At 63.0% G+C, this 24359-nt stretch carries 25 protein-coding genes and 1 tRNA gene; 8 read left to right on the top strand and 18 right to left on the bottom strand.

Annotation, left to right across the window (positions count from 1 at the left end):
- Positions 1-78 precede the first annotated feature (78 nt).
- Positions 79-1257 (bottom strand): exonuclease SbcCD subunit D, encoded by a 1179-nt coding sequence (locus E5Z01_RS00435; RefSeq protein WP_135227579.1) that lies wholly within the window; start codon positions 1255-1257, stop codon positions 79-81.
- Positions 1258-1734: 477 nt separating this feature from the next.
- Between E5Z01_RS00435 and E5Z01_RS00430 the strand changes: the two genes are divergently transcribed.
- The 5 genes from E5Z01_RS00430 to E5Z01_RS00405 all read left to right on the top strand — a co-directional run bounded on the left by E5Z01_RS00430 (position 1735) and on the right by E5Z01_RS00405 (position 6147).
- Positions 1735-3066, top strand: coding sequence for an aminotransferase class V-fold PLP-dependent enzyme (locus tag E5Z01_RS00430; protein ID WP_205750457.1), 1332 nt, complete (start codon positions 1735-1737; stop codon positions 3064-3066).
- A complete protein-coding gene (sufU, locus tag E5Z01_RS00425; protein ID WP_135227578.1) occupies positions 3063-3509 on the top strand; it encodes a Fe-S cluster assembly sulfur transfer protein SufU in 447 nt (148 codons plus the stop codon). Before E5Z01_RS00430 ends, sufU begins: the two co-directional genes overlap by 4 nt.
- A gap of 36 nt (positions 3510-3545) precedes the next feature.
- Positions 3546-4415, top strand: a complete 870-nt coding sequence (locus E5Z01_RS00420) for a YwiC-like family protein (protein ID WP_135227577.1) — start codon at positions 3546-3548, stop codon at positions 4413-4415.
- A 253-nt stretch (positions 4416-4668) separates the two neighbouring features.
- Positions 4669-5910, top strand: coding sequence for an MFS transporter (locus E5Z01_RS00410; RefSeq protein WP_135227576.1), 1242 nt, complete (start codon positions 4669-4671; stop codon positions 5908-5910).
- A 9-nt stretch (positions 5911-5919) separates the two neighbouring features.
- On the top strand, positions 5920-6147 hold the full coding sequence (locus tag E5Z01_RS00405; protein ID WP_135227575.1) for a hypothetical protein: 228 nt from the start codon (positions 5920-5922) through the stop codon (positions 6145-6147).
- 133 nt (positions 6148-6280) lie between these two features.
- Here E5Z01_RS00405 and E5Z01_RS00400 read toward each other — a convergent pair whose 3' ends face one another.
- Positions 6281-6895, bottom strand: a complete 615-nt coding sequence (locus E5Z01_RS00400) for a helix-turn-helix domain-containing protein (RefSeq protein ID WP_135227574.1) — start codon at positions 6893-6895, stop codon at positions 6281-6283.
- Positions 6896-7142: 247 nt separating this feature from the next.
- On the opposite strand from E5Z01_RS00400, the gene E5Z01_RS00395 reads away from it, so the two are divergent.
- Complete coding sequence (locus E5Z01_RS00395) at positions 7143-8333, top strand: ABC transporter substrate-binding protein (protein ID WP_135227573.1); 1191 nt, start codon at positions 7143-7145, stop codon at positions 8331-8333.
- A gap of 9 nt (positions 8334-8342) precedes the next feature.
- Positions 8343-8792 carry a hypothetical protein gene (locus E5Z01_RS00390; RefSeq protein WP_240738104.1) on the top strand — a complete coding sequence of 150 codons (450 nt, stop codon included), beginning with the start codon at positions 8343-8345 and terminating at the stop codon, positions 8790-8792.
- Between the two features lie 118 nt (positions 8793-8910).
- On the opposite strand, the gene E5Z01_RS00385 is transcribed toward E5Z01_RS00390, so the two are convergent.
- The 15 genes from E5Z01_RS00385 to E5Z01_RS00315 all read right to left on the bottom strand — a co-directional run bounded on the left by E5Z01_RS00385 (position 8911) and on the right by E5Z01_RS00315 (position 20061).
- Positions 8911-9162, bottom strand: coding sequence for a hypothetical protein (locus E5Z01_RS00385; protein ID WP_135227572.1), 252 nt, complete (start codon positions 9160-9162; stop codon positions 8911-8913).
- A gap of 130 nt (positions 9163-9292) precedes the next feature.
- Positions 9293-9374: transfer RNA gene (locus E5Z01_RS00380), tRNA-Leu, on the bottom strand.
- Positions 9375-9475: 101 nt separating this feature from the next.
- Positions 9476-10018 (bottom strand): HNH endonuclease signature motif containing protein, encoded by a 543-nt coding sequence (locus E5Z01_RS00375; protein WP_135227571.1) that lies wholly within the window; start codon positions 10016-10018, stop codon positions 9476-9478.
- A 186-nt stretch (positions 10019-10204) separates the two neighbouring features.
- Entirely contained in the window at positions 10205-11305 is a 1101-nt protein-coding gene (locus tag E5Z01_RS00370) for an HNH endonuclease signature motif containing protein (protein ID WP_135227570.1), read from the bottom strand.
- Complete coding sequence (locus tag E5Z01_RS00365; RefSeq protein WP_135227569.1) at positions 11302-13152, bottom strand: DNA cytosine methyltransferase; 1851 nt, start codon at positions 13150-13152, stop codon at positions 11302-11304. The genes E5Z01_RS00370 and E5Z01_RS00365 overlap by 4 nt, the downstream gene beginning before the upstream one ends.
- A gap of 152 nt (positions 13153-13304) precedes the next feature.
- Positions 13305-13646, bottom strand: a complete 342-nt coding sequence (locus tag E5Z01_RS00360; protein WP_135227568.1) for a hypothetical protein — start codon at positions 13644-13646, stop codon at positions 13305-13307.
- On the bottom strand, positions 13636-14118 hold the full coding sequence (locus E5Z01_RS00355; RefSeq protein WP_135227567.1) for a hypothetical protein: 483 nt from the start codon (positions 14116-14118) through the stop codon (positions 13636-13638). Before E5Z01_RS00355 ends, E5Z01_RS00360 begins: the two co-directional genes overlap by 11 nt.
- Complete coding sequence (locus tag E5Z01_RS00350) at positions 14115-14378, bottom strand: hypothetical protein (RefSeq protein ID WP_135227566.1); 264 nt, start codon at positions 14376-14378, stop codon at positions 14115-14117. Before E5Z01_RS00350 ends, E5Z01_RS00355 begins: the two co-directional genes overlap by 4 nt.
- 134 nt (positions 14379-14512) lie before the next feature.
- On the bottom strand, positions 14513-14740 hold the full coding sequence (locus E5Z01_RS00345) for a hypothetical protein (RefSeq protein ID WP_135227565.1): 228 nt from the start codon (positions 14738-14740) through the stop codon (positions 14513-14515).
- Positions 14741-14760: 20 nt separating this feature from the next.
- The gene (locus tag E5Z01_RS00340) at positions 14761-15633 is read right to left on the bottom strand and encodes a hypothetical protein (RefSeq protein WP_135227564.1); all 873 of its coding nucleotides are present in this window, start codon (positions 15631-15633) and stop codon (positions 14761-14763) included.
- Positions 15623-15889 (bottom strand): hypothetical protein, encoded by a 267-nt coding sequence (locus E5Z01_RS00335; protein ID WP_167757695.1) that lies wholly within the window; start codon positions 15887-15889, stop codon positions 15623-15625. The genes E5Z01_RS00340 and E5Z01_RS00335 overlap by 11 nt, the downstream gene beginning before the upstream one ends.
- Positions 15889-17385: a hypothetical protein gene (locus E5Z01_RS00330; RefSeq protein WP_135227562.1), complete on the bottom strand. Its 1497-nt coding sequence runs from the start codon at positions 17383-17385 to the stop codon at positions 15889-15891. The genes E5Z01_RS00335 and E5Z01_RS00330 overlap by 1 nt, the downstream gene beginning before the upstream one ends.
- Positions 17382-18734: a DnaB-like helicase C-terminal domain-containing protein gene (locus E5Z01_RS00325; RefSeq protein WP_135227561.1), complete on the bottom strand. Its 1353-nt coding sequence runs from the start codon at positions 18732-18734 to the stop codon at positions 17382-17384. Before E5Z01_RS00325 ends, E5Z01_RS00330 begins: the two co-directional genes overlap by 4 nt.
- Positions 18735-18736: 2 nt before the next feature.
- Positions 18737-19759, bottom strand: a complete 1023-nt coding sequence (locus tag E5Z01_RS00320) for a hypothetical protein (RefSeq protein ID WP_135227560.1) — start codon at positions 19757-19759, stop codon at positions 18737-18739.
- Positions 19756-20061: a hypothetical protein gene (locus E5Z01_RS00315; protein WP_135227559.1), complete on the bottom strand. Its 306-nt coding sequence runs from the start codon at positions 20059-20061 to the stop codon at positions 19756-19758. Before E5Z01_RS00315 ends, E5Z01_RS00320 begins: the two co-directional genes overlap by 4 nt.
- Positions 20062-20809: 748 nt before the next feature.
- Between E5Z01_RS00315 and E5Z01_RS00310 the strand changes: the two genes are divergently transcribed.
- Positions 20810-22225 carry a DUF4062 domain-containing protein gene (locus tag E5Z01_RS00310; RefSeq protein ID WP_135227558.1) on the top strand — a complete coding sequence of 472 codons (1416 nt, stop codon included), beginning with the start codon at positions 20810-20812 and terminating at the stop codon, positions 22223-22225.
- A gap of 343 nt (positions 22226-22568) precedes the next feature.
- Here E5Z01_RS00310 and E5Z01_RS00305 read toward each other — a convergent pair whose 3' ends face one another.
- On the bottom strand, positions 22569-24296 hold the full coding sequence (locus E5Z01_RS00305) for a site-specific DNA-methyltransferase (protein ID WP_135227557.1): 1728 nt from the start codon (positions 24294-24296) through the stop codon (positions 22569-22571).
- Positions 24297-24359: the final 63 nt, after the last annotated feature.

Raw genomic sequence — 24359 nt, 5'->3', positions numbered from 1 at the left:
GGCTGAAGGCTGAAGGCCGAAGCCTAAAGGCCCGTAAGCCTTCTGCCTTTTGCTTCCTGCCTTCTGCACTTCGCCCCCTCACGCCACTTCCTCTTCCCGCGCCTGCTCGTCGGCTTCCTTGAAGGCGGCGCGGAGGTCGTCGGGGAGTTCGCCGCGGCGTTCGCGGTGGTAGCGTTCGTAGAGTTCCATCAGGCTCAGGCCCTCGCGCTTCAGTTCGGGGGTGGCCAGGTCTTCCTGCTGAGCGTCGAGTTCGACGGCGAGGGTGCCGGGTGCGGCGCGGAGGACACGGTCTTTCAGGCCGGGCAGGGCGGTGCCGGCGGGGGCGCGAACGACGACTTTCAGGAGGCCCGTGAAGCCTTTCTCGCGTTCCAGGCGCTGCTCGATGGCGTCCAGGTCAGCGCGCACGGTCTTCAGTTCGCGCCCGCTGGCCAGGGGAATGGGCGTGAAGACCGGCCGCCCACCGGCCTGCACCTCGATCAGGTTCACCTGTTTCTTCTCGCCAGCTTCCCCGAAATCCAGCTGAATGATGCTGCCGGGGTAGGCGGCCACGGGGGCTTCGCTGACCTGCTGGGGCTTATGGATGTGGCCCAGCGCGACGTACTGCGCCCCGGCGGGCAATTGAAGGCCGGAGAGGGTGTAGTGGTTCGTCAGGTCGAATTGAATGGTGCGTTCGGAGCCGCTGGGAATGGCACCGTCGATGGTGGTGTGGGCCATGACCATGTTCACGCTGCCGGGCCGGAAGCCTTCGCCCAGGCGGCGCAGGAAAAACCCCATGCCTTCACGGTACTTCTGCCGCCACGCGCCGGTGTCCCCGCCCAGCAGGTCGGCGGCCTTGATCAGCCGGCGTTCGGACAGGTACGGCAGGGCGCCCACCGTGAGCGTTTCGCCGCTGCGCGTGGACACATGCCGCACCATTTCCACCGGGTTGGGCGTGGGCTGCGCCACCACCTGAATGCCCACCCACCCCAGCAGGCCCGCCACGCTGTCCAGCCGGGCCGCGCTGTCGTGGTTGCCGGCAATCGCCACACCGGGAATACCCGCGTCACGCAGGCGCAGGAAGAAATCGAACACCGAGGCTTCGGCGTCCGCCGAAGGGTTCCCCGTGTCGAACAGGTCGCCGGAGATCAGCACCACGTCCGCCCGTTCGGACTTTGCCAGCGCCGCAATTTCACTCAGGGCTTCATGAATTTCCGGGGTACGGTCGAACCCCCGCAACAAACGTCCCGCATGAAAATCAGCGGTGTGAAGTACGCGCATAACAAAAAAAATAGCACGGCCAGCCGCCGCCCATCCCTATGAACAGGGTGCGCCTGCACGGCCATTTACAACCAGAAGGTTCCCTGCCCGGCGAAATCGAAATACCGTTATGCCGAAAGTTAGGGAGTAGACAACGCAGAGCGAAAGTCCCCGGGGGCTCAAAAAAAAGACCCACACCCTTTTGGAGTGTGGGAAGAAATTCAGGTCGCAAATTCGGGTAGTGGATTTTATTCCTTGTGAGGCGGGCCATGCCCGGCCTACGGTTCCTGTACGTGTTGTGCGCCTGGGTTTCTTGTGTAGAAAGGGTAGTCTGCCGGGTCTGACAGAAGCGTGACAGGACGGACTTTGTGATTGCTTGATGAAATTGTTTTGAAGGTCAGGAGGGTTTGAGCGTTCCTGTTCTCCAGACACCCGATCCACAGACACCCACCCCACAGATACATTTTCCCGAGACCTCAGGAATCCTGAGCAGTTAAGTTGACATTCGTCATTTTTCGCCGGGCCGCGCAGGACTACGATGGGCGCAAGATGTCACAGAACCTCATTTCTCTTTCCTCGCCGCTGCTGGCTGGTGCCGCTGGGCTGGCGGGTTGCCGGGCAGACTTTCCTGTGTTCCGTCACCATCCGGGGCTGGTTTTTCTGGATTCGGCGGCGTCCACGCAAAAGCCCCAGCAGGTCATCGACGCCATCGCTGAGTTTTACGCGGGCGGGTACGCGAACATTCACCGGGGCGCCTACCGCCTTTCGGCCCAGGCGACGGATCAGTTCGAGGCCGTGCGCGAGCGGGCCGCGCAGTTCTTCAAGGCTCCGGCCGCCGAAAGCATTATTTTTACCCGCAATGCCACCGAAGCGGTCAATCTGGTGGCGTACTCATGGGGCCTGCGGAACCTGAACGCCGGGGACGTGGTGCTGGTCAGCGAGATGGAGCATCACGCGAACCTCGTGCCGTGGCACCTGGTCACGGGCTTGCGCGGGGCGCGGGTGGAAGCCGTGCGCATGACCCCGGAGGGCCGCCTGGATCTGGAAGATTACGCGCAGAAACTGCAACTGCCCAACCTGAAACTGGTGGCGTTGCAGCACGTCAGTAACGCGCTGGGAACCATTCACCCGGCGAAGCAGCTGGTGGACATGGCACACCGGCACGGGAAACCGATTCTGCTGGATGGTGCCCAGGCCGCGCCGCACATGCCGCTGAATCTGAGCGAGTTGGGCGCCGATTTCTACGTGCTGAGTGCACACAAGATGCTGGGGCCCAGTGGCGTGGGCCTGCTGATCGCCCAGCCGCAGCACCTGCGGGACATGCCGCCGTTCCTGGGCGGGGGCGACATGATCCGCGAGGTTTACACGGACCGCAGCACGTACGCCGACCTGCCGAACCGTTTTGAGGCCGGTACGCCTGCCATCGCCGAGGTGGTGGGCTTCGGCGCGGCCCTGGCGTATCTGGAGGGTCTGGGTATGGAGAACGTCCACGCTTACGAGTCGGAACTGTTTCAGTATGCGCAGGGGCAACTGAACCTGATCGAGGGCGTCGACCTGTACGGCCCGGAGAGTGACGGTGAACACAGTGAGCGGGCAGGGGTGCTCAGTTTCAACGTGCGGGGCGCACACGCGCACGACGTGGCCGGTTTCCTCGACGAGGCCAACATCTGCGTGCGGGCCGGGCATCACTGCGCCCAGCCACTGATGCGGGCGCTGGACGTCGTGAGTACCGCCCGCGCCAGTTTCTACGTGTACAACACCCGGGAGGACGTGGACGCCCTGGCCCGCGAACTCCGCGACATCGCCACCTTCTTTGGAGAGAACCTATGAGCGCCCTGAAAGACCTTTACAAGCAGGTGGTCATGGAGCACTACCGCAAACCCCGCCACTTCGGTGACCTGCCGGACGCCACGCACGCCGAGGGAGGGCACAACCCCAGTTGCGGGGACAGCCTGCAGCTCATGTTGAAAATGAACGGCGAGACCATTGAGGGCGCCAAATTCACTGCGAAAGGTTGCGCGATCTCGGTGGCGAGCGCCAGCCTGATGACCTCGATGATTCGCGGGAAAACCGTCCCGGAGGCGCTGGAACTGGCCGAGAAATTCAGTGCCATGATGAAAACGGGTGAGGCCGCGCCGGAACTGGGCGAGAGCGCGGCGCTGCAGGGCGTTCATACGCTGCACACGCGGGTGAAGTGCGCCACGCTGGGCTGGCAGACCCTGAAGGTTTTGCTGGAACGCGCGCAGAGGGAACAGGCAGAGGCAAATGTCTGAACCCACCGGGTAAAATAGGACAAAGGAGTCCTGATTATGCCCGCCAAAGCTGCCGACCTGACCGTCAACGACTCGCACCGCATTGCCCCACATCCGCAAACGCAACGCCCGAAACGCCGGCGTCTGCCGGTGGAATGGCTGCCACAACAGCACGGGGCATGGGCCATGCTGTTTCTGCCGTTTATCGTGGGCGTGGTGCTGCGTGCGCAGGAAGGCCACTTCAACGTGTTCGCCCTTCCGCTGCTGCTGCTGTGGCTGGTGGGGTACTTCGCGTTCTACGACCTGTCGATGTGGCTGAAAGCCAGGAATAAAACGCGTTATGTTCGCCCCCTGCAGGTGTACGGCGGCCTGAGTGCCGTGCTGGGCGCCGTGGTGCTGTGGCTGGAACCCGCGCTGATCCAGTGGGGAATCGTCTACGCGCCCCTGCTGGGCGCCGGGTTGTGGCAGGCCTGGAAGAAAGACGAAACTGCCCTGCTGGGCCGCGTCACGACTGTCATCGCTGCCTGCCTGATCTGCGCCGTGACCTTCTCAGACGGGCTTTTCCAGTTCGTTCAAGGCCTGCCGACCGACCCGGCCTTTCAGCGGGCCGCCAGCGCCACCGCCCTCCTGACGCTGTACTTCATCGGCACCATCTTCTACGTAAAAACCATGATCCGCGAACGCGGCGAAAAGGGCTTTCTGGCGTACTCGATCGGTTACCACGCCGCCATCACACTGCTGAGCGTGTGGGCAGCGCTGACCCAGGGACTCTCGTGGCTGGTTCCGGCCTTCCTGTTCTGCACCACCCTGCGCGCCTGCGCCCTGCCCATGATCGGCCCCATGCGCCAGAAAACCATCACGCCCAAACAGGTGGGCATCACGGAATTCTTCTTCGTGCTGACGCTGCTGTTCCTACTTGTTCGGTAATCCAGTGGAAAAAAGTCGGTGGAAAAAGAGGCTGGGGGAAGCGTTTTCTCAGACTTGATGACCCTGGCCGCCACCTAGAGCAGTTCTCCGAATTCCGTCAGGCGGAGAACAACACTCCACCTGACTCCATTCTTCGTCCTGCTCATTTAAATTCACTCGCTCTGCTCGGACAAAATCACTTCGTTCTTTTGTCAAATGCTCTACTCCACTGCGGGCCTTTCACGTGGAGTAGGTTCACCTGCACTCTGTGGGCATGACCTCCGATCAAGCCGTGAAGCCGACGACGCTCTGGAATAAGAATTTCCTGCTGTGGTGGCTGGGCGGGGCGCAAAGTGCTTTCGGCACGGCGCTGGCGGGCATTGCCACGAGTTTTCTGGTGCTGCACCAGACCGGCAGTGCAAGTGCCATGGGAATTAACCTTGCGCTGGCGATGTTGCCAGCGATTCTGCAACCGTTCATGGGGGCACTCGTCGACCGCTGGCCGCTGAAACCCCCGCTGGTGCTGGGCAACCTCCTGCGCGGGTTCCTGCAACTGGGCATAGGGTTCCTGGCGCTGCGCGGCTCCATTCCCGTCGAGGTCATTTACGTGGCGTCGTTTCTGACAGGGCTGGTGGGCGCGTTCTACGGCCCGGCCACGGCGGGGATGACGGCGCGGCTTGTCCCCGCCGACCAGCTGGAGCGGGCCACCGGCCTGATGCAAGGCGCCACGCAGACCATGACCATGCTGGGGTTCGTCGGGGGCGGGTTCCTCGTGGCGACGATCGGCCGGGCGCCGTCGCTGTTGCTGGACGGCGCGTCGTTCCTGCTGTTCGCTGGCCTGCTGCTGTTCGTCACCCTTCCCGAGCGCACTCCGCGCAAGGAGGGTGAGACGTTCTGGCAGTCGTTCACGGCAGGGATTCGCTACGTCCGGGGCAGCGCCATCATGATGGGCCTGCCGCTGCTGGCGCTGCTGCTGAATGCGTCTTTCGCGCCGCTCGACATGCTGATGCCCAAAAGGATGCTGGCCCTCGGCGCCGGAGAGCAGGGGTACGGCCTGTTTTTCGGTCTGCTGCTGGCGGGCGGGGTGGTCGGCAGTCTCGTGATCGCCACCCTGGGCCGGAAAATCAATCCGGCGTTGTCCTCGGTGTGGGGCATGGGCCTCATGGGCCTGACCACCCTGGGCCTGGCCTTCGCGCACAGCGCCCCGCAAATGTACGTGCTGGCCGTCGCCACCGGACTGGCAAACGCCTTCGTGAACATGGGCATCGGCGTCATTTTTCAGAAACGTATTGCCCCCGAGTACTTCGGGCGGGTCGGCAGCCTGCTCGGCATGGTCGGGACGATCGGCATGCCCGCCACGCTGCTGCTGCTGGCCCCCATTGCCGACCGGATCGCCATTTCCACCATTTTTGCCGTGTCAGGCGTGCTGGCCATGCTGGGGGCCGTCGTCTGGGCCGCCATCCTGAAACGTGAACCCGTCACCGCCCCGCTTCCGGCCGAACCGGCCGCCGCGTAAGGAGCCCACATGAACAGTCAGATTTTCTGCCTCGGGATTTACCACCTCAACCGCGCTTTCCTCGAAAAACACGCTGTGGCCTATAACCGCGTGAACCTGCGCGTCATCGGCTGCCTGTCCTTGAGTTCGGATGTCACACCTGAACTCGTGCAGCAAAGCGTCGGCCAAATTTCACTGACCGGCACCATGACCGGGCCAACCGACGCGGTGACTGCCCTGCGCGCGAAAATCCAGTAATTAGCCTCCCGTTTGTGCGCCCTGCGGAATAACACCGGAGGGTTCACTCCACGTCCGGGACGCTTATTGCTTCTGTTCGCGCCACTCGACCCTTTCCAGCAATTTGATAAATCATCAACCGGATCTCTTATGACTACCGCTTCACTTGACCCGGCGCGAGCAGCAGGCCCAGCAGGTAATCCTCTCCTCTTTCCTCCCGTTTCAGTGCCTGACTGCCCAGCCACTCCGCGAGGGTAGTCAGGCGCTCCTGCAATTCCTGCACGGTCTGCGGGGTCAAGCGGTAACCCAAGAAGGCGCTGTGCAGCACCGCTTCATCCTGCCCGTCCGTGTCGGCAAGCGTCATGAACATCTGGCCCCGTTCATTCTGGCGAATGAGCAGATCAGCGGTTTGCAGGCGGCTTATGGCCTCGTAATGCAAGTCCAGCAAGGGCCGATGCGATTCCCGAATGAGTTCCCCCACCGTCGCGGCGTCCGTCAGGGCAAACGGCACGCGGTATTCCCTGGCCACCGGGCCATAAAGCTTCACGGGTCGGCCGCCGCGAGTGCGTTCCCCGCGAACTTCAATAAGTTCCGCCTGATGAAGTCGGGTCAGCCTGTGGTGCACCTGCTGCACGGTCTGCGCCTTGTCCTTGGCCACTTCACCGGCACTGGCGTCACTTTTGAGCAGTCGGCCCAACAGGCCCACGTAAATCATGTCCTGCAACAGCCTGGCCTGCTCGGGCGTCTGGGCGATGAACACGTCCTTCATGGGCTTTTCTCTGGGGAGAACATCAGCCCGTCACCGCCGAGCACCATGGCCCGCGAACCGGACGCGTTGGCGCGCTCCTTGCAGCCTTCTTGCAGCGCTGCCACACCTTTTTTAAATGCAGACACGCCGGTTCCGTAGGGCTGAGGGTCATGGTGTCCGGGAGGAAGGGCACACGCTTAAGATGCCGTAAATTCCCCTGACTTGCGCGTCACTCTGCGGTCAGTCGCGGCCCTTAGACTTGGCGGTGATGCTGCGTTTTCTTCCTTTGACTTTGCTGCTGGCTTCGGCGCAGGCGGCCCCGGTAAAAATTGAGTTCTGGCACGCCATGGAGGGGGTGCAGGGCAAGGTGGCGGAGTACGCCCGGCAATTCAACGCCTCGCAGAACCGGTACGAGGTGGTGCCGGTCAGCAAAGGCAATTACCGTGAATTGCAACCTGCCCTGCAAAAGGCCATTCAGGCGGGAAACGCCCCCGCGCTGGCCCAGCTGGAATTCACGCAGATTGCCCCGATGGTCGCGGCGGGGCAACTCGCCGACCTGTCTCAGGAGGACAATGCCCTGAGTGCCGAGTTGCTCAAGGACTTCTATGCACCGGCGTGGAAGGCAGGCGAGGTGAACGGGAAGCGTTTCGCCCTGCCGTGGAACCTGAGCGTTCCGGTGCTGATGTACAACGCCGGGGCACTGCGCCGCGCCGGGGTGAACCCGCCCGCCACCTGGACGGATATGGAGGCGGCCAGCAAGCGCCTCGCCACTGGCGGGAAACGTCCGCTGGTGGCGGCAGCCGACGCCTGGACTTTCGAGGCCAACGTCCTGTCTCGCGGCGGCAGTCTCGTGAAGGGCAATGAACCCAACCTGAACAGCCCCGAGGCCGTGGAAGCCCTGACCCAACTGGCCCGCATGAGCGCGGCGGGGCAGGCGCAACCGCGCACGCTGGGCGAGGCGACCCGGGCGGCGTTCGATTTTGCGCGGGGGCAGAATCTGTTCGTCATGGCCAGTGTGGCGAACTGGACGGACGCCCGCAAAGTGCCGTTTTTCCAGCTGGGTATCGCTCCTTTTCCCTGCGAGAAGGCCGGGGCCTGCACGGTGCCGCTGGGCGGCGGAGCGCTGGTCGTGCCGAGGAACGCTTCAGCGCCGCAACAGGCGGGTGCCGTGGCCTTCTGGGCGTATCTGATGGAACCCGCCCGGCTGGCAGACTGGGTGAAAACCACCGCTTACGCCCCCCCGCGCCGCAGCGTCACGCCCCTGCTGAACGACTGGTACCGGCAAAATCCGCAAATCAAGGTGGCACACGCGCAGATGGAACGCGCCGCGCCGCGCCCCAACCTCGCCAGTTACGGCGCGTGGGTCAGCGCCGTCGAGGACGCCATCTGGAAGGCCGTCACGGGCAAAGCCAGCGCTCAGGCGGCCCTGAACGAGGCGCAAAATAAGGCAAAGAAGTAAACTGAGCGGGTGCTCCCCACGGTTCTGTTCCTCGCCCTCACGCTGTTGACCACCGCCATTCTCCTGCTGTTCCTGTGGCGGGCAGGCAACGCCCGGGCTTTGACCGTGTGGCTCCTGGCGGCCTTACTGCCACTGCTGGCTGCGCTGACCGCCAGCCTGTGGGGACAGGACCGCGCTCAACGCGCCCTGCAAGGTTACGCGCCCGCCCCCGTCGTCGTGGACATCATCACCGGGAAACGCCGCTACCGGGCTTCCCTGACCGCCCTGGACGCCGCCTGCCTGGAACGGAACCTGCGTCTCGAGTGGGAAGGCCGCCTGAGCACCCCACCGTGGTTCATTCCCATCGACCGGCATTCCAGCGTGATCGGCACTTTGCCGCCCAGTGACGTGGTGCAGGCCCTCAGCGTGACCGGACAACTGCGCTGCGCCGCCTTTGTCAGCCACGCGAAAGACGAGTGAAAAGGGTATTAGGTTAAAAGCCACTGGAAGACCCGACTATTGGGAGAAAAACGCGTCCCAGACGTGATCTGGCTACTACTTCTCCGAACAGACCACGCAACAACCGGATCGCCCAGGACTACAGTTGCTCGCTTGAGGGAAGTCGTTCCGGCAGTTGTTCGGCAATGGCCTGCGCCAGTTCCACCAGGTCGTCCTGTAAACCGGGGCGATCCAGTTCCTCGTATTTGAGGGGCATGCCGTCAATGAACGCCTGGAGGCGGCGTTCGACTTTCATCTTGCGGCCCACGGCGTTCAGCACTTCGGAGAGCCGCACCACTTCGATCTGGTGCCCCTTGTATTCACTCCTGAAGATAACTTCCCGCTGCTTCATGCCTTCAGGGTAGCAAGTCCCGGCACGCCGGCAAAGGCACCTGCCCAGGCCGTTCAGGGCCAGCCTCCCACAACAGGTTTTACATTCAAGGGCAAAAGAAAACCCCCGTTCTAGACGGGGAATTTTTTTGTGGTGCCGGTGGGGGGACTCGAACCCCCACGCTTTCGCGTCCGATTTTGAGTCGGGTGCTAACTATTTGCCCCTGCTCGGGCGTACAGCACGGCAAATACTAGCATCATGACTCATGAATGTCATCCTATTCGCCAATGCGAGCGAGCCCGACCGGGCGGCCGGGCCCGCAGCTCAGGCTGGGCTATTCCTCGCGCTTCCAGGTCTTGCCTTTGATGATGAGGTTCACAGCTGATTGCGTGAGCCCATAGCGCTTCGCCAGCTTCGTCTGTATGCCGTACTCGCCTTTGGCTGCCTCTGCCCGGATGGCGTCCACATCATCCCAGGTGAGCTTCGCGCGGCCGTTCAGGTCTCCCCTGCGGATGACCGGGTCGATCTTCGCCGCGCGCCCCTTCTCGTGCATGTCCCGCACGTTGTCGGCGTTGGTGCCCAGGAACAGATGCTCGATGGCCACACAGGCGGGATTGTCGCACCGGTGGCAAACCATCAGGTCTGCTGGCGGCATCTCGCCGGTACCCAGCATCCAGGCCACGCGGTGCGTCAGGTACTTGTAGCGCTCGCCCTGGTCATGCTTCCCGGTGATGCCGATCATGCCGTAGCCCTTGTTGGCGAGGCTCCCCTGCCACTCCAGGCAGCCAGTGGCAGCGTCCCGGCGGGTCATGAGGCTGAACTTCTTCCTGAGGCGGTCTACATAGGTGACGTCTTCCAGCTTCTCGATTCGCGCCATGGTGAGCGCTCCCGAGGTTCCGGCCCGGATTCACGGCTGAGGTGGCCGCGTGGCTTGACTGTCAGTCCCTGGTGTGTCCTCCCCTTTGATCCTGAATCATCATACCAAAAAGGCAGTCGTGATTCAACAGATTCTTGCCGTCCCAGACAGTGATATCACCATCTGCGGACGGCAAGTTTCAGTGGGCTATGCCAGCTCTCGCCAGTTCTCGCCCGACCTGACTTTGCGAATGACCTTCGGGTCTACGCCGTACCGCCGCGCGAGCTCGGCATGGGTCCCTGCTGACGCCCGGATGGCGCGCGCCTGTTCCCGTGTGAGCTTTGACCTGCCATTGAGCTCGCCGCTGCGCTTCTCCGCCCCGCCGCGCCCCCTGGCCTCGCGCTCCGCAGCGTTCTCGGCATGCGTGCCGACCGACAGGTGCTGCGGGTTCACGCAGCGTGGGCGGTCGCAGCCGTGTTTGAGCACCATCCCATCCGGCGGCGCGTCATACCCAGCGAGCAGCCAGGCGATGCGGTGAGCGCCATACCCGCTCGTCAGGCCATTCTTCCCGGTGATCGTGACCCGACCGTAGCCGCCGGTTCCGACGGCCCTGACCCAGTCGATGCAGCCTGCGGCCTCAGTGCTGGACATGGACGCCTCGGCGAACCGCTCGCGCACCTCGTCGATGTTCTGAATGCCGCTCGCGCGAATGATCCTGCCGCGCTCGTCGAAGTCCGCCTCATCGAAGGCTGGCTCGCCGCGCCGCACGGGCGTGCTCCCCCAGCGGATCCCCTTCCGCACCAGCGTGACCGCGCCCACCGTCACGCCGAAGCGCCTGGCGAAGGCCGCATCACTGCCGTAGGTGTGTGGCGTGGCCCTGATCTCTTCCACCTGCGCTGCCGTCAGCTTGGCCCTGTGGTTCGCCTCCCCCGACCTACGCGGGTGGTTGCCCCTCCCCAGCGCCTCCCGCGCGCGGGCCGCGTCCTGCTCGGTTCCCACGTACAAGTGAGCCGGGTTGCAGCAGCTGGCACTGTTGCAGCTTCTGAGCACAACCGCTGGTTTGAGCGGCACCGCGCCCACTGCGAACATCAGCGCGAGCCGATGCGCGCTGTAGCCGTGCTGATCTCCATGAGCGTTGGTCACGTACATCTGCCCATGGCCGTTCGGGCTGGTATGACCCAGCCAGGGCCAGCAGGCGTCCGGGCCGCCGCTGCGATCCACCTTCGCGTCAAGCAGGCGGCGGGTCTTCTCCGGGTCGGCGAGCTCTTCGGGGCGGCTCGCGCGGGGAGTGGTAGGGCGCCGCTTCACAGCCAGCCTCCGAACAAGGTGGGGATCTCCGCCATCTGGCCCAGCGGCTCGCCGCGCATCCTGGGCACGATCACCTGACGCGCGATAGCTTCCGCGACCCGAGGTGGCACCGCATTCCCAATCAGTCTCCTCTGGTCGACGATCCCGTATCCGGACGGGACCGGGACTCCCTGTAGTTCGGCAGACTGCTGAACGGTGTAGAGCGACTTCGTCACCGTTCCGTCGGCGAGTGTCTGTTGGCCGCTGTTCGCGGTTGGCCTTCTTCCGGTTGCCGCCACGGGCTCCGTCGGCACGATTGGCTCAACCTCTTGCCCGTCCCGTGAGATGATGATGATGGTCCGCTTCCCGGCGGTCACCACCCCGTGCTCGGTGCAGCTGATGATCTGCACGCTGCACCGCAGTCCCAGCTTGCGGCACTCGTCGCGCAATTCCTGAAGCTCTGCACGCCCGTCTTGCGTCCGAGCCAAGCCAGCGACGTTCTCGATCACTGCAACGCGCGCGTACTGCACCTGCCGGGCGAAGTGCCTCAGGCTGTAGTAGTGCGGGTGATTCTTCCCGCGGCGCACCTGGTTGGCCACCGACCACGGCTGGCAGTTGTGAACGATGATGTTCTCTACGACATACGACTCGTCTTCCTCGACACTGATGTTGTAGACCGTTCCAACGCCGGCTGGCATATTCTCGCGCACATGCTTCCAGCCGTAGTCGCCATCAACGAACGCTGAGCGGTTGTGGTGCGGTATGGAGACCACGTAGAAGTCACGCTGGTTGACCTGCCTACCCTCGATGACCTTCTTGCGTGGAACGCGACACACCCTGACAGCTGCCACGACACCGAAGACTTTCTGAGCCAACAGCGCCACGCCGAGTGCCAGCGGTCGGCTCACGGTGGTGGCCTTGAGCTCCTTGTAGCGCTCCTCATAGTGGCCGTCACCGGACAGATACCCATCCAGCAGCGCCTTTGCAAGATGTTTCGGTAGCTCAAGCGCGAAGCCGGGGATGCACTTGCCGTGAGCGTACCTGCCAAATGGCTTCAGGAAGTGATAGAGATCGTTGCTGAAGATATGGAACTTCGTGACCGTACGCTCACGGTGAGCTCTCGGCGTGAATCCCGCCTCAATGATCCGTCTCTCAAGCTCGGCCGCTTTTGACGCACCAGCACAGACGACAACTGACCCTCCGTCGTACCCTTTGGTGTCCGTGCGCCAGCCATCTGCTAGGTAGCGTCCAACAAGCCACCAGTGGGCCTCGCTGTACTCACTTGCCTTATCCTCCGCGGGCAGCACCTGACCTACCAGGTCGCGCCCAGGGACAACATCCTCAGCGTCTCGCCACTCAGGAAGCCCGAAGGTGCGGTCATAGCTGCGCCTATCATTGTTCCAAGCGCGGCCCTGCTGCCTAACGTAGAACGGGTGCTCGTCGGTAGTCAGCAGACCCTCGGGGGCCCCTCCAGCCTTGATGTACCTAAGCTGTGCGCCCTCACGACGCATGGTGTGCTGAACGGGACGCCAGCGCCCCTCGTGCGTCAGCACCATATCGCCAACCTTGATGTCTTCGATCGGTCGATACCCGCCATCGGTCAGAACCAGGGTTCCAGCGACGAAACACGGCAACGACGCCCACACCGCTACACCGCGCAGCTCTTCGGGCTCGATCTCTTTGACGTCCCGGACTTCACACGGGACTTCCGGGTGCCACTCCTTGTGCGCCTGGACCGCAACGGGCCACAGGTCATACGCTTTGACCACGTCCAGGCCAGCGTTCAGCAGCCCGTGAGTTGCTCCCCCGAGACCACAGCAGAGCTCGACGACCTTCCCGACACTTTCTTTCTTCGTACCTTCGGGCATTGCTGCACCCCGAAGGTTTCGGACAATCTAGCCGCGGCAACGGCCGTCTTGACTCTTCAGTCCTAGCTGTGTTCGCCGCTCAGATCCATGTACAAAGCATACTCTAAAAGTGCATGGGTGTCAACAGGTTTTTGCCGTCCCAGACAGTGATATCACCGATTCAGCAGCAACATCAGGTTCTGCCAAAACAGCCGCAGTGGCTCATCCCCGGCATCGGCCTGCTCGACAAGCCCGTTGTGGTACGCAACCAGCACCCCGTAGCTGCGGCCGCGATGAAGGTCTTGCATCACGTGGACCGAGAACCTGGGCCCCCAGAACTCCGGAAGCCCCGTCGACTCGCGCACGACCAGCGTCCCAGGCGGCAACTCCAGCTCAACCCCAGGGAACATGGGGCCGCAGCTCCTCATCGCCCCAGCCGCGATCTGAAGAAGCAACCGCCCTCGATGCGGGTCAGGCGAGGACATGATCACGCGCATCACCTGATCAGTGCGCATGCTTCCGTCCCAGCCGCCAGAAAACCTCAGCCAGCGGATCGGGCTCCCGGCCCCGCGCCCACGCCAGCCTGGTCATGCCTGCCTGCCGACCTGTGAGCTCTTCCCCTTGTCTCAGCCACCCGCCGACGCTGCCTGGCCAGAGGTGCTCCACGGCTTGCAAAGACTGCAACGCCCGCATCCAGGGCCACACGTCCAGCCCGTCCGGAGGCAGCCAAACCGCCCCATACCCCTGCGGCCTCACCCAGTGCACCGCCACGGGCCCGATCACGTGCAGCCACACCGGCACCCCGAAAGCAACCACCTGCAACAGCCCGTCCGGGTCAACGCCGCGCTCTGCGTACCATTCCGCCGCGATCACCGCCCCTCGTGCCACCTCGCCACTCATGCGCTCTCGCAACAGCCGCGCCGTCAGCTCTGCGGGCGTGCTGACCTTCAGCGCGTCTACAAAAACCCTCTGAGACACCACGCTCACCCCACCACCCCCACCACGCGCCAGCGGCCGCTTGTCTCAGTCGCGCTCTTCAGCATCTCGCGCGCAATCTCAAGCAAGTGATGACGCTCCTCTTCATCCATCTCGCTGCGGATTGCATGGATACTGCTCAGCAACTCGCCGCTCCGCTCGGCTCCCAACGCCGTGACAATGGTCTGTTCAAAGGTGCATTCCTGCAATGCAAGCTCGGTCGAGCCGCTTTGCGTAAAGCACAATTGGTCAGCTAGGCGCTTGCGAATCATGCGCTCTTGACGTCTGTTCATAGTGAAAAACCCCCAAAAGAAACGCAGAATACAAAGTGCTGTATTCCGCGCGTGCTGGTCTATGAATTGAGGTGCGTTCCTACATATTGATGATATGGGCTGTTCGGGAAAAGTCAGGCTTTGTGAGAGTCCCCGTACTCATAGGGGCTGAGGTCGCCAACCTCCCAGCTGAACGCAACACCGAGCTCCAGCTCCTCGTCTTCGAGCTCCTCAAGCACGGCTCGCAGGTCGGCTTCAGTTGCGCCGCTCAGCGTGACGCCGCGCGACCCGTGTAGCCGTTCCTGCATCACGCTAGGGTCTCCCCATGTGAGCAAAGCGTCCAACAGCTCGTCTCTGTCCATGCTGTATTCCTCACCGTGGCTCACTTCGGCCACCCCTCGTCAACAATCTGAATTGTCGCCGGTCTCTCCTGCACTTTCGGCGGTAGCGTGCAGCTCTCGCGCGCCGCGTGCCACGCCCCGTCATTGCCCTGGTACGCCAGTCCCCGCAGCTCAAGATGCCCGAGCGCCCGCATGATCCCGCCGCCATGGTGCTGCGACAGGCTCAGGCCGATGCGCCTACCCGCGAGCTTCAGCAACCTCTGCGGGGTCGCCGATTGGCAGTGGTACAGCGCAAGCATGGTCATGAACTCCAACTCGCCAGGGCTGAGCGGCTGCTGGTCTCGCCAGTCTACGGTCGAGTGCGCGGGGTGGCTGAGCTCGAACTGGGTGGGCTCCGGGAAGCGCATGCGGCCCTCGATCAACCTGATCGTCTCGTCCCTGTCGCGCATGGTCAGTCGGCCCTGCGCGGCGTAGGCGCACATGCGCTGTCCCCGGTGCTGATAGTAGTCATATGCGCCGTGCCACTGCGCCACTGCCGCCACGATGTTTTCGGGACGGCAGTTCAGGGGGTCGTGATCCAGGTGGCAAGCCTGAACCCTGTAGTGGGTGATGCCACGCGCCACCTGAATGTCTCCCGTGGGCACGTCTCCTAGCGCTTCCCGCAGCTCGCGCTCCTCCGGGGTCTCGGTGCCGGTCTGGAGGTACATGTCCCGCTCAGTCAATCCGGTGATCTCGCAGCGATTCCCACGCGAGGCAATCAGGTCAGCACTGATCGCGTCCCATCCGGCGGGCCGTAGCGGCTCCAGGCAGCCCTGGTTCGCGGCGCCCCTCTTCCTGCGGTGCGTGATCTGGCCGTTGCTCTCCGGGAGCGCCGGGCGAGGGCGCGGGCTGACGCGGCGAGGCCTAGCGCTCATCAAGCCACCTCTCCAGGTCCAGCAGCCCGCAGGTGATGGCGGTGACAATCAGGAACCGGATCGTGTCCGGCCCCAGCGTCAGCGCATCGCCGCTCTTCATGTCCCTCCAAAGCGTCCCGAATTCCGGAATCGCCCGCAGGAACAGCACCACCGAGGCGATGATGCCGAAGAACCACCCCCAGCTGATGATTGACCTCATGCTGTCGCTCCAGACCATCGCGCCCTCCTTCCTCACATCGTCGTTGTCTGCCCGCATCAGAACAACCTCACTTTCCTGCGCAGGGGCCGCGCGTTGCTTGTGATCGCCCATTGCAGGATCTCACGCGTGTCTTCAGCGCCCAGGTGCTGCAGCATGTCGCCCAGGTCGCCGTCTACGCCCGTCTCGCACACCCACACATCCACCCCGGCCGTCCGGAGCTTCCCGACGATCCCGCGCGCCCCCGCTGCCGCTGCAGGCTTCTGCAGGTGCTGCCCGAGATCGGCATCCGGCACGTCTTTGAGGTCGCCCAGCACGCAACGCTCGAGGCAGGTGTCGGCATCAGTCATCACCAGCACCCGGCGGCCGACCAGCTGCTCGGCGTGGACTTTGGTGAATACGTTCACGCCTGGGACGGCAATGACGGGCAAGTCAGGCAGCGCATCTTTCGCAACCAGCGCGTCGAGCTCGCCTTCGACCATCAGCACCGTGTCCGACTCCCGCAGGCGCTGCCACCCGAAGGGCTGCGGAGCGAGCCCAGCCACGGCAAGGTACTTGATGTACTTCCGGCCTTCGACGGGCCCCTCCAGCGTCCGGCCCTTGAGGCTCACCACTGCGCTACTCAGGTCGGTGTCTGGGATGGTCACCCGCCCGCGCCACCCCCGGCTGAGCTCGCCTTCAGCATTCAGCGGCAGCAGCGAATCAGGCACGCTACTGTCGATGACTCCGAAGCCGTGCCGCTCGATGGAGTCCCCGTCGAATCCGCGCTCCAGCAGGTACTCCAGGGCCGCGCGGGCCTGAGCGGTCTCCTGGGCCCACAGCGCCGCCTTCGCTGCGTCGGCCAGGGGCTGCAGGGGGCGCTGCTCGAGTTTCCGAGCCTCAGGCCTCGGCGCAGCTGCCCGCTGCCGGATCTGGGCATCGTCCTCGTCCCCGGCAAGCCACCTCGCCGCGCGGATGAAGTCCGTCTTCCGATCCCAGCCGTGCACGTCACACACAGCTGCGAATACGTCCCCGGCGCGGTAGTCGCAGGCCGGGCAGTACAGCCGTGCGTCATCGTACACATGCATGCTGTAGTGCCGGTCGGCGTGCCTGCCGCTGATACACTGCGCTTTTTTGCCGTCCTGGTGCACCCCAAGGCGTTGCAGTAGCGCGCTCATGGGCCACGCCAGCCGCAGGGCGTCGATGTCGAGGCGGGGACGGGAGGGATTGGCCTCCCCGCCGACCAGGCCATCGACACTCTTCAGGGGAGGCAGCGCGATGGTGCCGCCCGTCCCCACCCGCGCCTTGTTGCGCTCTTCCAGCTTGCGAGCCTGCTCTTCAGCCGCCTCCTGCTGGGCTCTCCAGGCACTGCGGCGATTGCCGAGGTACTGCTGCAGCGCCCAGCGATTGCCGGTCCCGCCGTTCCCGCCAGAGGCGCGGGTCAGCAACTCGTCGAGGTGGTAGCACCCCTTCCAGTCGAGCTGGGCCAGCCATCCGGCGTCCTCGGGCTGCAGGCGCGGCAGCAGGCGGCCCTGGTACGCCAGCGCGCTGGTGTCGACCGTGGCCGCCGCAGTCATTGCAGGGCCCCTGCGAGCAGCCTGGGATCGACATCAACCCAGCTGGCGAGATCCTCGCGCCAGCCGACCTTGACGATGCCTCCCTTGCCCTGGCGGCGCTTCCTGATGGCGACCTTGCCGTAGGTCAGCTGGTGCCCAGCGTCGGCCTTCTCCGCGGCAGCCTCGAGGTCGCGGTGCGCCGTCAGGATCAGGTCTGCGGGCCTGCTGATGCCTTTCGAGTCGCTGATCTGGAGCAGGGTCGGCGGCTCTTCGCTCTCGGTCACCGTGGTCTGCAGCAGGGTCATGATGGTCACACCAGTGCTGTGGGCAATCTCGGCGAGGCGCTCGCTGATGGTGTTTTTGACGTCCCAGGCGGCCTGCTGCTTGCCTGCGCTGGGCAGCGTCACGTGATTGAAGTTGTCGATCACCATCAGCGTCGCCCCCTCGCGCTTCATGCGGCGGGCAATGACTGCGATGGTGTCCACGCTCATGTCCCCGTCGTGAATCTCGAGCCCGCTCTCGTCCATCAGCCAGTCCTCGGCCTGCTCGATCTTCGCCTGGGTGGCGTCGCTGATCCGGACCCCCTCGCCGACGTTGCCGGGCGGGATGTTCGCATGCATCAGCGTCAGCGCCAGCAGGAGACGGTTGGTCCTCTCGTCGTCGTCTCCGGCGGTGTCTTTCATCTCGCCGGTCAGGTAGACCACCCCTTCCCCCCGCAGCAGCATGTTCAGCGTTATCCGCAGCGCGAGCCGGGTCTTCCCAATGTTGGTCTGCATGCCGACCAGGACGTAGCTGCCCAGCTCCATGCCGCCGCCGAGCCTGTCGTCCAGCTGGCGGAAGCCGAGCTGCAGCATCTTGATCCGGCCCTCGCTCAGTGCCTTCAGGTACCTGCTGGGCCTGTTGAACTGCTTGGCCTTCTTGGGGGTCGTGAGGCTGGTGCCGCTCTTCGCATCGGCCGCCAGCACCGCAGTGAAGACCGACTCCGGCTGCATGCCCTGCTCGAGCTGCTCGAGGCCGTGCACCAGCGCCGCGCGGGCCTCGCGGGCCGCCGCCATCCCCTGCAGGGTCTTGATGTTGCCGTACAGACTTGCGCCTTCGTCTGCGCCGTCGATCGCCTTCCAGATGGCCTTCGGCATGTCTGGCAGCGCCTTTTGGATCTCCAGCGGCGTGGGCGGCGTCCCGGTCTCGATCAGATGCACCGCCGTCGCGAAGATGCGCTGGTAGGTGGGCTCGGACATGATCGGCCTGGTGACGCTGCGAACATCCTCGAGCAGCCTCGGCAGCGCGTCCTCGCCGTAGTCGCGGGCGGCGTAGCTGAGGATCTTGAGGGTGCTGAGCTCAACTTCGGTGTTGCTGAACTTGTCGGTCATGATCAGATCTCCTCGGGGCGCTCGAAGACGATCTCCTCGCGCTGGGTAGTGATGGCGGTGCGCTCTGCAATCGCGCGGCCAGCTTCTGCGTGCTTGTCGATGTTGGGGATCAGATTGGACATCGCAGGAGCGCGATCCTTCCCGATCTCGCCCCAGTGGCCGACCCTGGGATTGTTCCCGAGTCGCGCCACCTGCTGCACCGCATAGATCCAGTCCTCCAGCAGGGCCGCAAAGTCGTGCTGCCGTGCCGCGAAGGCTGCCTGCAGTCCCTTGAGATCGGCTCCCGTCGGCAGTGCCCTCTTCGTCGCAAAGCGCTCATGCTTGTTGGCGTTCCAGATGTCCCGCAGGTTCTCCAGCTGCTCACGCGTCAGCGTCTTGCTTTCCTTCTTGTGGTTCGGCTGGGACGGGACGGTGGGGTTGCCGAAGAGGTCGGTCTCGGGCAACGGGCCCATCAAGCTGTTGTGGTTCTCTCCGACTTTCGGAACGCTAGCGATCTCCTCCGTCACCTCAGCTGCGGCACTCACGGCATCAGCATCAGTTGGAATCAGCTTCCTGGTGATCGGCGCAACTTCGGTCGCCTCAGCGGTGACTGTCACTCGTCTGCCGCCGCACTCCACCACCATCGCCCTCGGAGCCCGGCGTTCGCGCTGGGCAGCCTTAGCCTCGCGCTCCGCCGCATAGCGCGCATGCATCAGCAAAAACTCAAGCCTATCGATGACGATCGCGTCAGCTTGGTTGCGGCCTGCGTCACCGGGGATCTTGACGAAGACGGTCGGAAGGGCGGCGCAGAGGGCATTCTTCATGCCGATCACCTTGCTCTGGCCGTAGCCGGTACGCTCACGCAGGTAGCGCGTGCTCACGTGCACTTCGTCGGTCTGCCGTTCCCTGCTGATGCGCAGCACCTCGCTGCCGAGCCAGTAGACATCAGGGGCCAGGATCGCACTCATGAAATCGGGCATCTGGGTGAAGTTCCGGCCCAGACGGTCGCGGCTGATGACGATCGCTTCGCTGGCGTCGCCGGTCACAGCAGCACCACCGGGCGATCCAGCGCAACGTCATGCAACTCGAAGCCGTTGTCCGTGCGGGTGAAGTACTTGTTGCGCTGAAGCTCGCGCATCACCTTCTTGGTCTTGGCGGCCCCGAACTCATCGACCACCTCGGCGAGCGTGATACTCCCGCGAGCCCCACAGCGGGCCAGCATCCACACCATGACGCGGTGTGCTGCGTCGCTGAGGCGGTCGTCGAGGATCAGCGAGTAGCTGACCGGCGTGGCACCGAACTCGATCGGGCCGACACCCGACACCACGAATCCATCACTTTCACTCATTCCTACCCTGCTTTGACTCTTCAGCGCGTTGAGGTAGACTGCAGTTGCTACGCTGCATCTCAACTTGCTGCCCCCGTGGTCACATGGGGGTGGTCTTGCGTTGCGCGACCCTGAAGGATCGCCGCCCGGGTAGGTCTGGTGTCATTTGTCTGACCAGCACATCTGGGTCTGTGACTTGTATCTAGATGGTACGCGAACGCTACAGGCCTGTCAATACTTTTTGTCGTGCAGGATGGTGTTTTCGTGATATCAAAAGTGCTGCCGGGTATGCCTGGAGGCCGTCGTGGAGCGGAATGATTTCAAAGCGGCCGCGCAACCATGGCGCGACACCTGATCTGGTGCGAGTACAGGGTGATCTGTGGTGAGTACAGGCCTGTACTCACGGTAGACCGCCCCCTGATCTGTGGTGAATACAATAAGAAAAGTACCTTTGAAGAGAAGAAGAAGAACTATTGTCGATCTCGCTGCGCTCGATCGGTCAGAAGGCTGAGACAGGAGAGTTCTGAGGTGATCATCTCGCCATGACCGCCTCACCCGTCAAAGCCTCACTCATGCCTGGAGCTCCGAACCTCTCGCCAAGCACAGCCCCATCATGCGCCCGCGCCGGCCCGCAAGACCCGCAGGCCGTACGCCACTGGTCACCCCAGGCGCAACCCCGGCCCCCGCGCCCGGGCAACCTGCGGCTCGCCTGACCCAGCGTGCACCTTTCGGTCTTTTGGTGATGCGTCAGCGGATACAGTGAAGGCACATGGAAAACAAGCGCTACCAGGTCTTCATCAGCTCGACGTTCAAAGACCTCGCTCTAGAGCGCGAACAGGTCATCAAGCAAATCTTGACCATGGGCCACATCCCCGTCGGAATGGAAATGTTCAGTGCTGACGACGAGGAGCAATGGGGCATCATCCAACGCGAGATCGACCGAAGCGACTACTACGTCGTCATCGTGAAGCAGAGGTACGGCAGCATCATCAAGAAGGAGAACAACATCGGGTTCACGGAGAAGGAGTACGACTACGCGGGAACAGCAGGTGTGCCTCGCCTGGGATTTGTCGTTGCAGATGGTGTTGCCGTGCTGCCTGAGCACATGGAGGAAAGCCCAAGTCTCAAGCGCAAGCTCGATGCCTTCAAGAAGAAGATCATGGACAAGCCCGTGTCCTTTTTTCATAGCCCTGAGGAACTCGGCATCCAGGTACTCCAAGCCCTGACGAAGCAGATCGCTAGGGGCGGCCGACTGGGCTGGGAGCGAGCGACAGAGGACAGCCGCGAGACACTCAACAGCTTCCGGCGTCTCAGCGATGAGAATGCGGCGCTGAGGGCGGAGAACGACAGGCTACGCGCACTCGCGGCGGAGGATATCCCGGGGTTGGACTGCCAATTCGTGAATGATGATGACGAGCCCATTGGACGCTCACTTGTGTTCTCACCACCCGCCGAGATCACTCTCAAGACGGCAGCCGAGTTTAGCCTTGCCACTATCAACTCTCTTGTGGATGGGCTTGATGAAGTCCAGCGCAAGGTCGGCTACATAGGTCGATCGAAGGGGCCGTTCGGCTTGTCTTCGCTAGACGAGAAGGACTACAACTTCAGCTACAGTCGCGTTCATAGAGTCAAGCAGCTTCTGCATGCTGCTGGAGCTACGGCACCCAAGGAAGACTGGACTTTCGATGACCTCGGGGTGTCATACATAGCTTCATCAGCGGCGTTGGTGCCGGGCAACCATCATGCTCCAGACCCTGATCGTGGTGGTGATCTGGAGAAGTACAACATCTTCAGGCGGCTAGCAAATCTGCTCTGGCGTGCGGATGAGGCAGTGAAGCAGCACCACTACGCTCACAGGCATTGCGCTGTCAGGCTCCAACTCCTGAACACTAGCCGCGTCTCGGCAGAGAATCTCACGGTGAGGTTCGAGTTCGGCGAGGAGACAGAAGCTGGGCACTTCCCGCTTGATCTCGAAGAGCGCCCTAAGCCAGAACGCTACGCCAAGATCGTGCAGGAGATCGAACTCTTGCCAGCCAACGATGCCGCTGAACTTGATGAGGTGGTGGTGGGTGTTCCAGAAGGTGTGGACGGCATCACCTTCAACGTGCGCATCACCGGCCGCAACCTCCCGGAAGCGCAGATCATCCCCCTGAGCATCGTACGTGGCGAGGTGGAGCTGACCTAGGAAGGTTGTCAGTCAGCCTCATCAAGGCGCTTCCATGGCCACCCGGCAATCTTGGAATGAGCTGACCCACAACCGTGATCCACAGCTCGCCCGCGCGTCAGTCGCGGGCGCTTCCCTTGCTCGCCTCACCGCCCACCCGTCAAAGCCCTCATGCATGCTTTGGGCTCCGCACCTATCGCCACGCACAGCCCCCTTCCATGCGCCCGCCCCGGCTCAGCAAGGCGCGCTGTGGGGCCTCGAGCTAGCTTGGGGTCCTGGTGCCCTCGGGTGAGATTCGAGGTGGCTTGTCAGGCTTCCTGTGGCCCCGCGACTTGGCTGGGCTTCCGACTTCTGGAACGCCGAGCTAGAAGAGCGTCTTCATCGTCGAAGATTCCTGCTGCTTGCTGCGGCTGGTCACCTTCTTGTTGACGTGCGTGACGTTGATGCTTCCCTCGGGAACCTGGGGCTGCTTGCCCGCCAGGATGTCCTCGACCGTCATGATCTGCACCTTCGGGTATGTCTTGCCGCCATATTCGTAGACCCCGGCGAGCGTCGCTTCCTTCAGCACGCCCGCGGTGGGCTTGGCCAGGCATATGAAGATGCCCATCGCTGCTGAATGCTTCGTCATGGTGCCAACCAGGTCGCGCACCATGCCAGCCGTCAAGTTCTTGCCGCCCTTCACGCTGACGATTGCTCTCTCGACATCCTGGCCATCGGGACGCATGAAGAAGAGCTCCCCGTCAATGCCGCCGTCTCCACCCTTCTTGCCCTTCTTGCTACCGCTTGATGCCCCGTATGGTCGCGCTCCGATCTCGCCCAGAGTCCAGTACTGGAAGTCGTAGGGGTCAAGGTCGAACAAGTATTGGGCGGCCTCGATCGTGGTAGGCACGCCATCTTCGAGGAAGTCACCCTTGCCCAGCGCGAAGTCCCGCTTGAGCCGGGACTTGATCAGGCCGACCGCGAGGTGAGTGATGTCCATCCCGATCCAGTGTCGGCTGAGCGCTTCCGCCGCCACTACGGCAGTTCCACAGCCGCAGAACGGATCCATCACGATGCCGCTTTCTGGACACGAGGCCTTGATGATGCGCTCCAGCAGGGCGACTGGCTTTTGAGTTGGGTACCCCAGGCGCTCGATGTCGTGCCCGCGCAGCTGGCTGATGTCCGTCCATGTATCCGACATCACTGGGCCTTTGGACTCGTCAAGGTACTTCTTGCGCATGATGCGACCGTCCTTCGACCTCGGAAAGAGCAGCAGCCCAGCTTCATCCAGCTCTTTCATGCGCTCCATGCTGACCGCCCAGCCGTTGGGGTGCGGCTTGTAGCCCTTGTAGTCGTACGTCAAGTTGGGCCTGGGTGAAGGGCTGCGCAGGTTGTCGGTATTGAAGCGCCTCGCACCGTCCGGGATCTCCTGGGAATCTATCTCCGCCCTGGTCATGCGGCGCGTAGTGCCGTCCGGCAGCTCCAGGTAGAGGTACCACTCGCGCAGGGTCTTGACCGGGAATTCGGTGTGCTGAGGCTCGAAGTAGTATCCTTCGCGCTTCTTCGCGTAGAAGAGGATGCGATCGTTCACCGCCGCGTACCGGTATCTCGCGTCGTTGTGCGCATCGGCACCCTTCCACACGATCTCATTCATGAAGTTCGCATCGCCGAAGATGATGTCGCACATGGCCTTCAAGTAGTGGCTTGCGGTGACGTCGCAATGCAGATACATCGATCCGCTCGGCTTCAAGCTGCGGTGGATCTCAAGCAGTCGCACCGCCATCATCGTCAAGTAGGCACTCATGTCGTTTTTGCCCAGCAACTCAACTGTGAGCTTCAGCCACCGGCCGAGCTCGGGGTGCTGCGCAGGCAAGGTGGCTAGGATGCCCTCGTCATCGTCGCCCCAGTGCCAGGTGTCCTCGAATGCCTTTATCTGTGCGGCATCCTTCTCTCCCTTCTGATCTTTGAATGGGATGTTGTAGTCCTGTCCGCTGTTGAATGGCGGGTCTAGATACACGAGATCGACGCTCTCATCCTTGATCTGCTCACGCATCAGCCCGAGGTTGTCGCCGTGATATAAGCGCCTGTCATTCTTATTTTTTGGGGTAGTCACGTCAGAATTATGTACCGAATTGATATCACTGCACACGCGCTACCATCCCTGCATTGCGGGCCT

The sequence above is a fragment of the Deinococcus fonticola genome, assembly GCF_004634215.1.
GTDB classification, from domain to species: Bacteria; Deinococcota; Deinococci; order Deinococcales; family Deinococcaceae; genus Deinococcus; species Deinococcus fonticola.
Note: the sequence above shows the minus strand (reverse complement) of the source record. Positions and strands in the feature narration are given on the sequence as shown.

What these genes read in the sequence shown, in the direction of transcription:
- E5Z01_RS00435 (WP_135227579.1), bottom strand. Translation starts at nt 1,257, where the DNA reads ATGCGCGTACTTCACACCGCTGATTTTCATGCGGGACGTTTGTTGCGG.
- sufU (WP_135227578.1), top strand. Translation starts at nt 3,063, where the DNA reads ATGAGCGCCCTGAAAGACCTTTACAAGCAGGTGGTCATGGAGCACTAC.
- E5Z01_RS00420 (WP_135227577.1), top strand. Translation starts at nt 3,546, where the DNA reads ATGCCCGCCAAAGCTGCCGACCTGACCGTCAACGACTCGCACCGCATT.
- E5Z01_RS00410 (WP_135227576.1), top strand. Translation starts at nt 4,669, where the DNA reads ATGACCTCCGATCAAGCCGTGAAGCCGACGACGCTCTGGAATAAGAAT.
- E5Z01_RS00405 (WP_135227575.1), top strand. Translation starts at nt 5,920, where the DNA reads ATGAACAGTCAGATTTTCTGCCTCGGGATTTACCACCTCAACCGCGCT.
- E5Z01_RS00400 (WP_135227574.1), bottom strand. Translation starts at nt 6,895, where the DNA reads ATGAAGGACGTGTTCATCGCCCAGACGCCCGAGCAGGCCAGGCTGTTG.
- E5Z01_RS00395 (WP_135227573.1), top strand. Translation starts at nt 7,143, where the DNA reads ATGCTGCGTTTTCTTCCTTTGACTTTGCTGCTGGCTTCGGCGCAGGCG.
- E5Z01_RS00385 (WP_135227572.1), bottom strand. Translation starts at nt 9,162, where the DNA reads ATGAAGCAGCGGGAAGTTATCTTCAGGAGTGAATACAAGGGGCACCAG.
- E5Z01_RS00375 (WP_135227571.1), bottom strand. Translation starts at nt 10,018, where the DNA reads ATGGCGCGAATCGAGAAGCTGGAAGACGTCACCTATGTAGACCGCCTC.
- E5Z01_RS00365 (WP_135227569.1), bottom strand. Translation starts at nt 13,152, where the DNA reads ATGCCCGAAGGTACGAAGAAAGAAAGTGTCGGGAAGGTCGTCGAGCTC.
- E5Z01_RS00360 (WP_135227568.1), bottom strand. Translation starts at nt 13,646, where the DNA reads ATGCGCACTGATCAGGTGATGCGCGTGATCATGTCCTCGCCTGACCCG.
- E5Z01_RS00350 (WP_135227566.1), bottom strand. Translation starts at nt 14,378, where the DNA reads ATGATTCGCAAGCGCCTAGCTGACCAATTGTGCTTTACGCAAAGCGGC.
- E5Z01_RS00345 (WP_135227565.1), bottom strand. Translation starts at nt 14,740, where the DNA reads ATGGACAGAGACGAGCTGTTGGACGCTTTGCTCACATGGGGAGACCCT.
- E5Z01_RS00340 (WP_135227564.1), bottom strand. Translation starts at nt 15,633, where the DNA reads ATGAGCGCTAGGCCTCGCCGCGTCAGCCCGCGCCCTCGCCCGGCGCTC.
- E5Z01_RS00335 (WP_167757695.1), bottom strand. Translation starts at nt 15,889, where the DNA reads ATGCGGGCAGACAACGACGATGTGAGGAAGGAGGGCGCGATGGTCTGG.
- E5Z01_RS00330 (WP_135227562.1), bottom strand. Translation starts at nt 17,385, where the DNA reads ATGACTGCGGCGGCCACGGTCGACACCAGCGCGCTGGCGTACCAGGGC.
- E5Z01_RS00325 (WP_135227561.1), bottom strand. Translation starts at nt 18,734, where the DNA reads ATGACCGACAAGTTCAGCAACACCGAAGTTGAGCTCAGCACCCTCAAG.
- E5Z01_RS00315 (WP_135227559.1), bottom strand. Translation starts at nt 20,061, where the DNA reads ATGAGTGAAAGTGATGGATTCGTGGTGTCGGGTGTCGGCCCGATCGAG.
- E5Z01_RS00310 (WP_135227558.1), top strand. Translation starts at nt 20,810, where the DNA reads ATGGAAAACAAGCGCTACCAGGTCTTCATCAGCTCGACGTTCAAAGAC.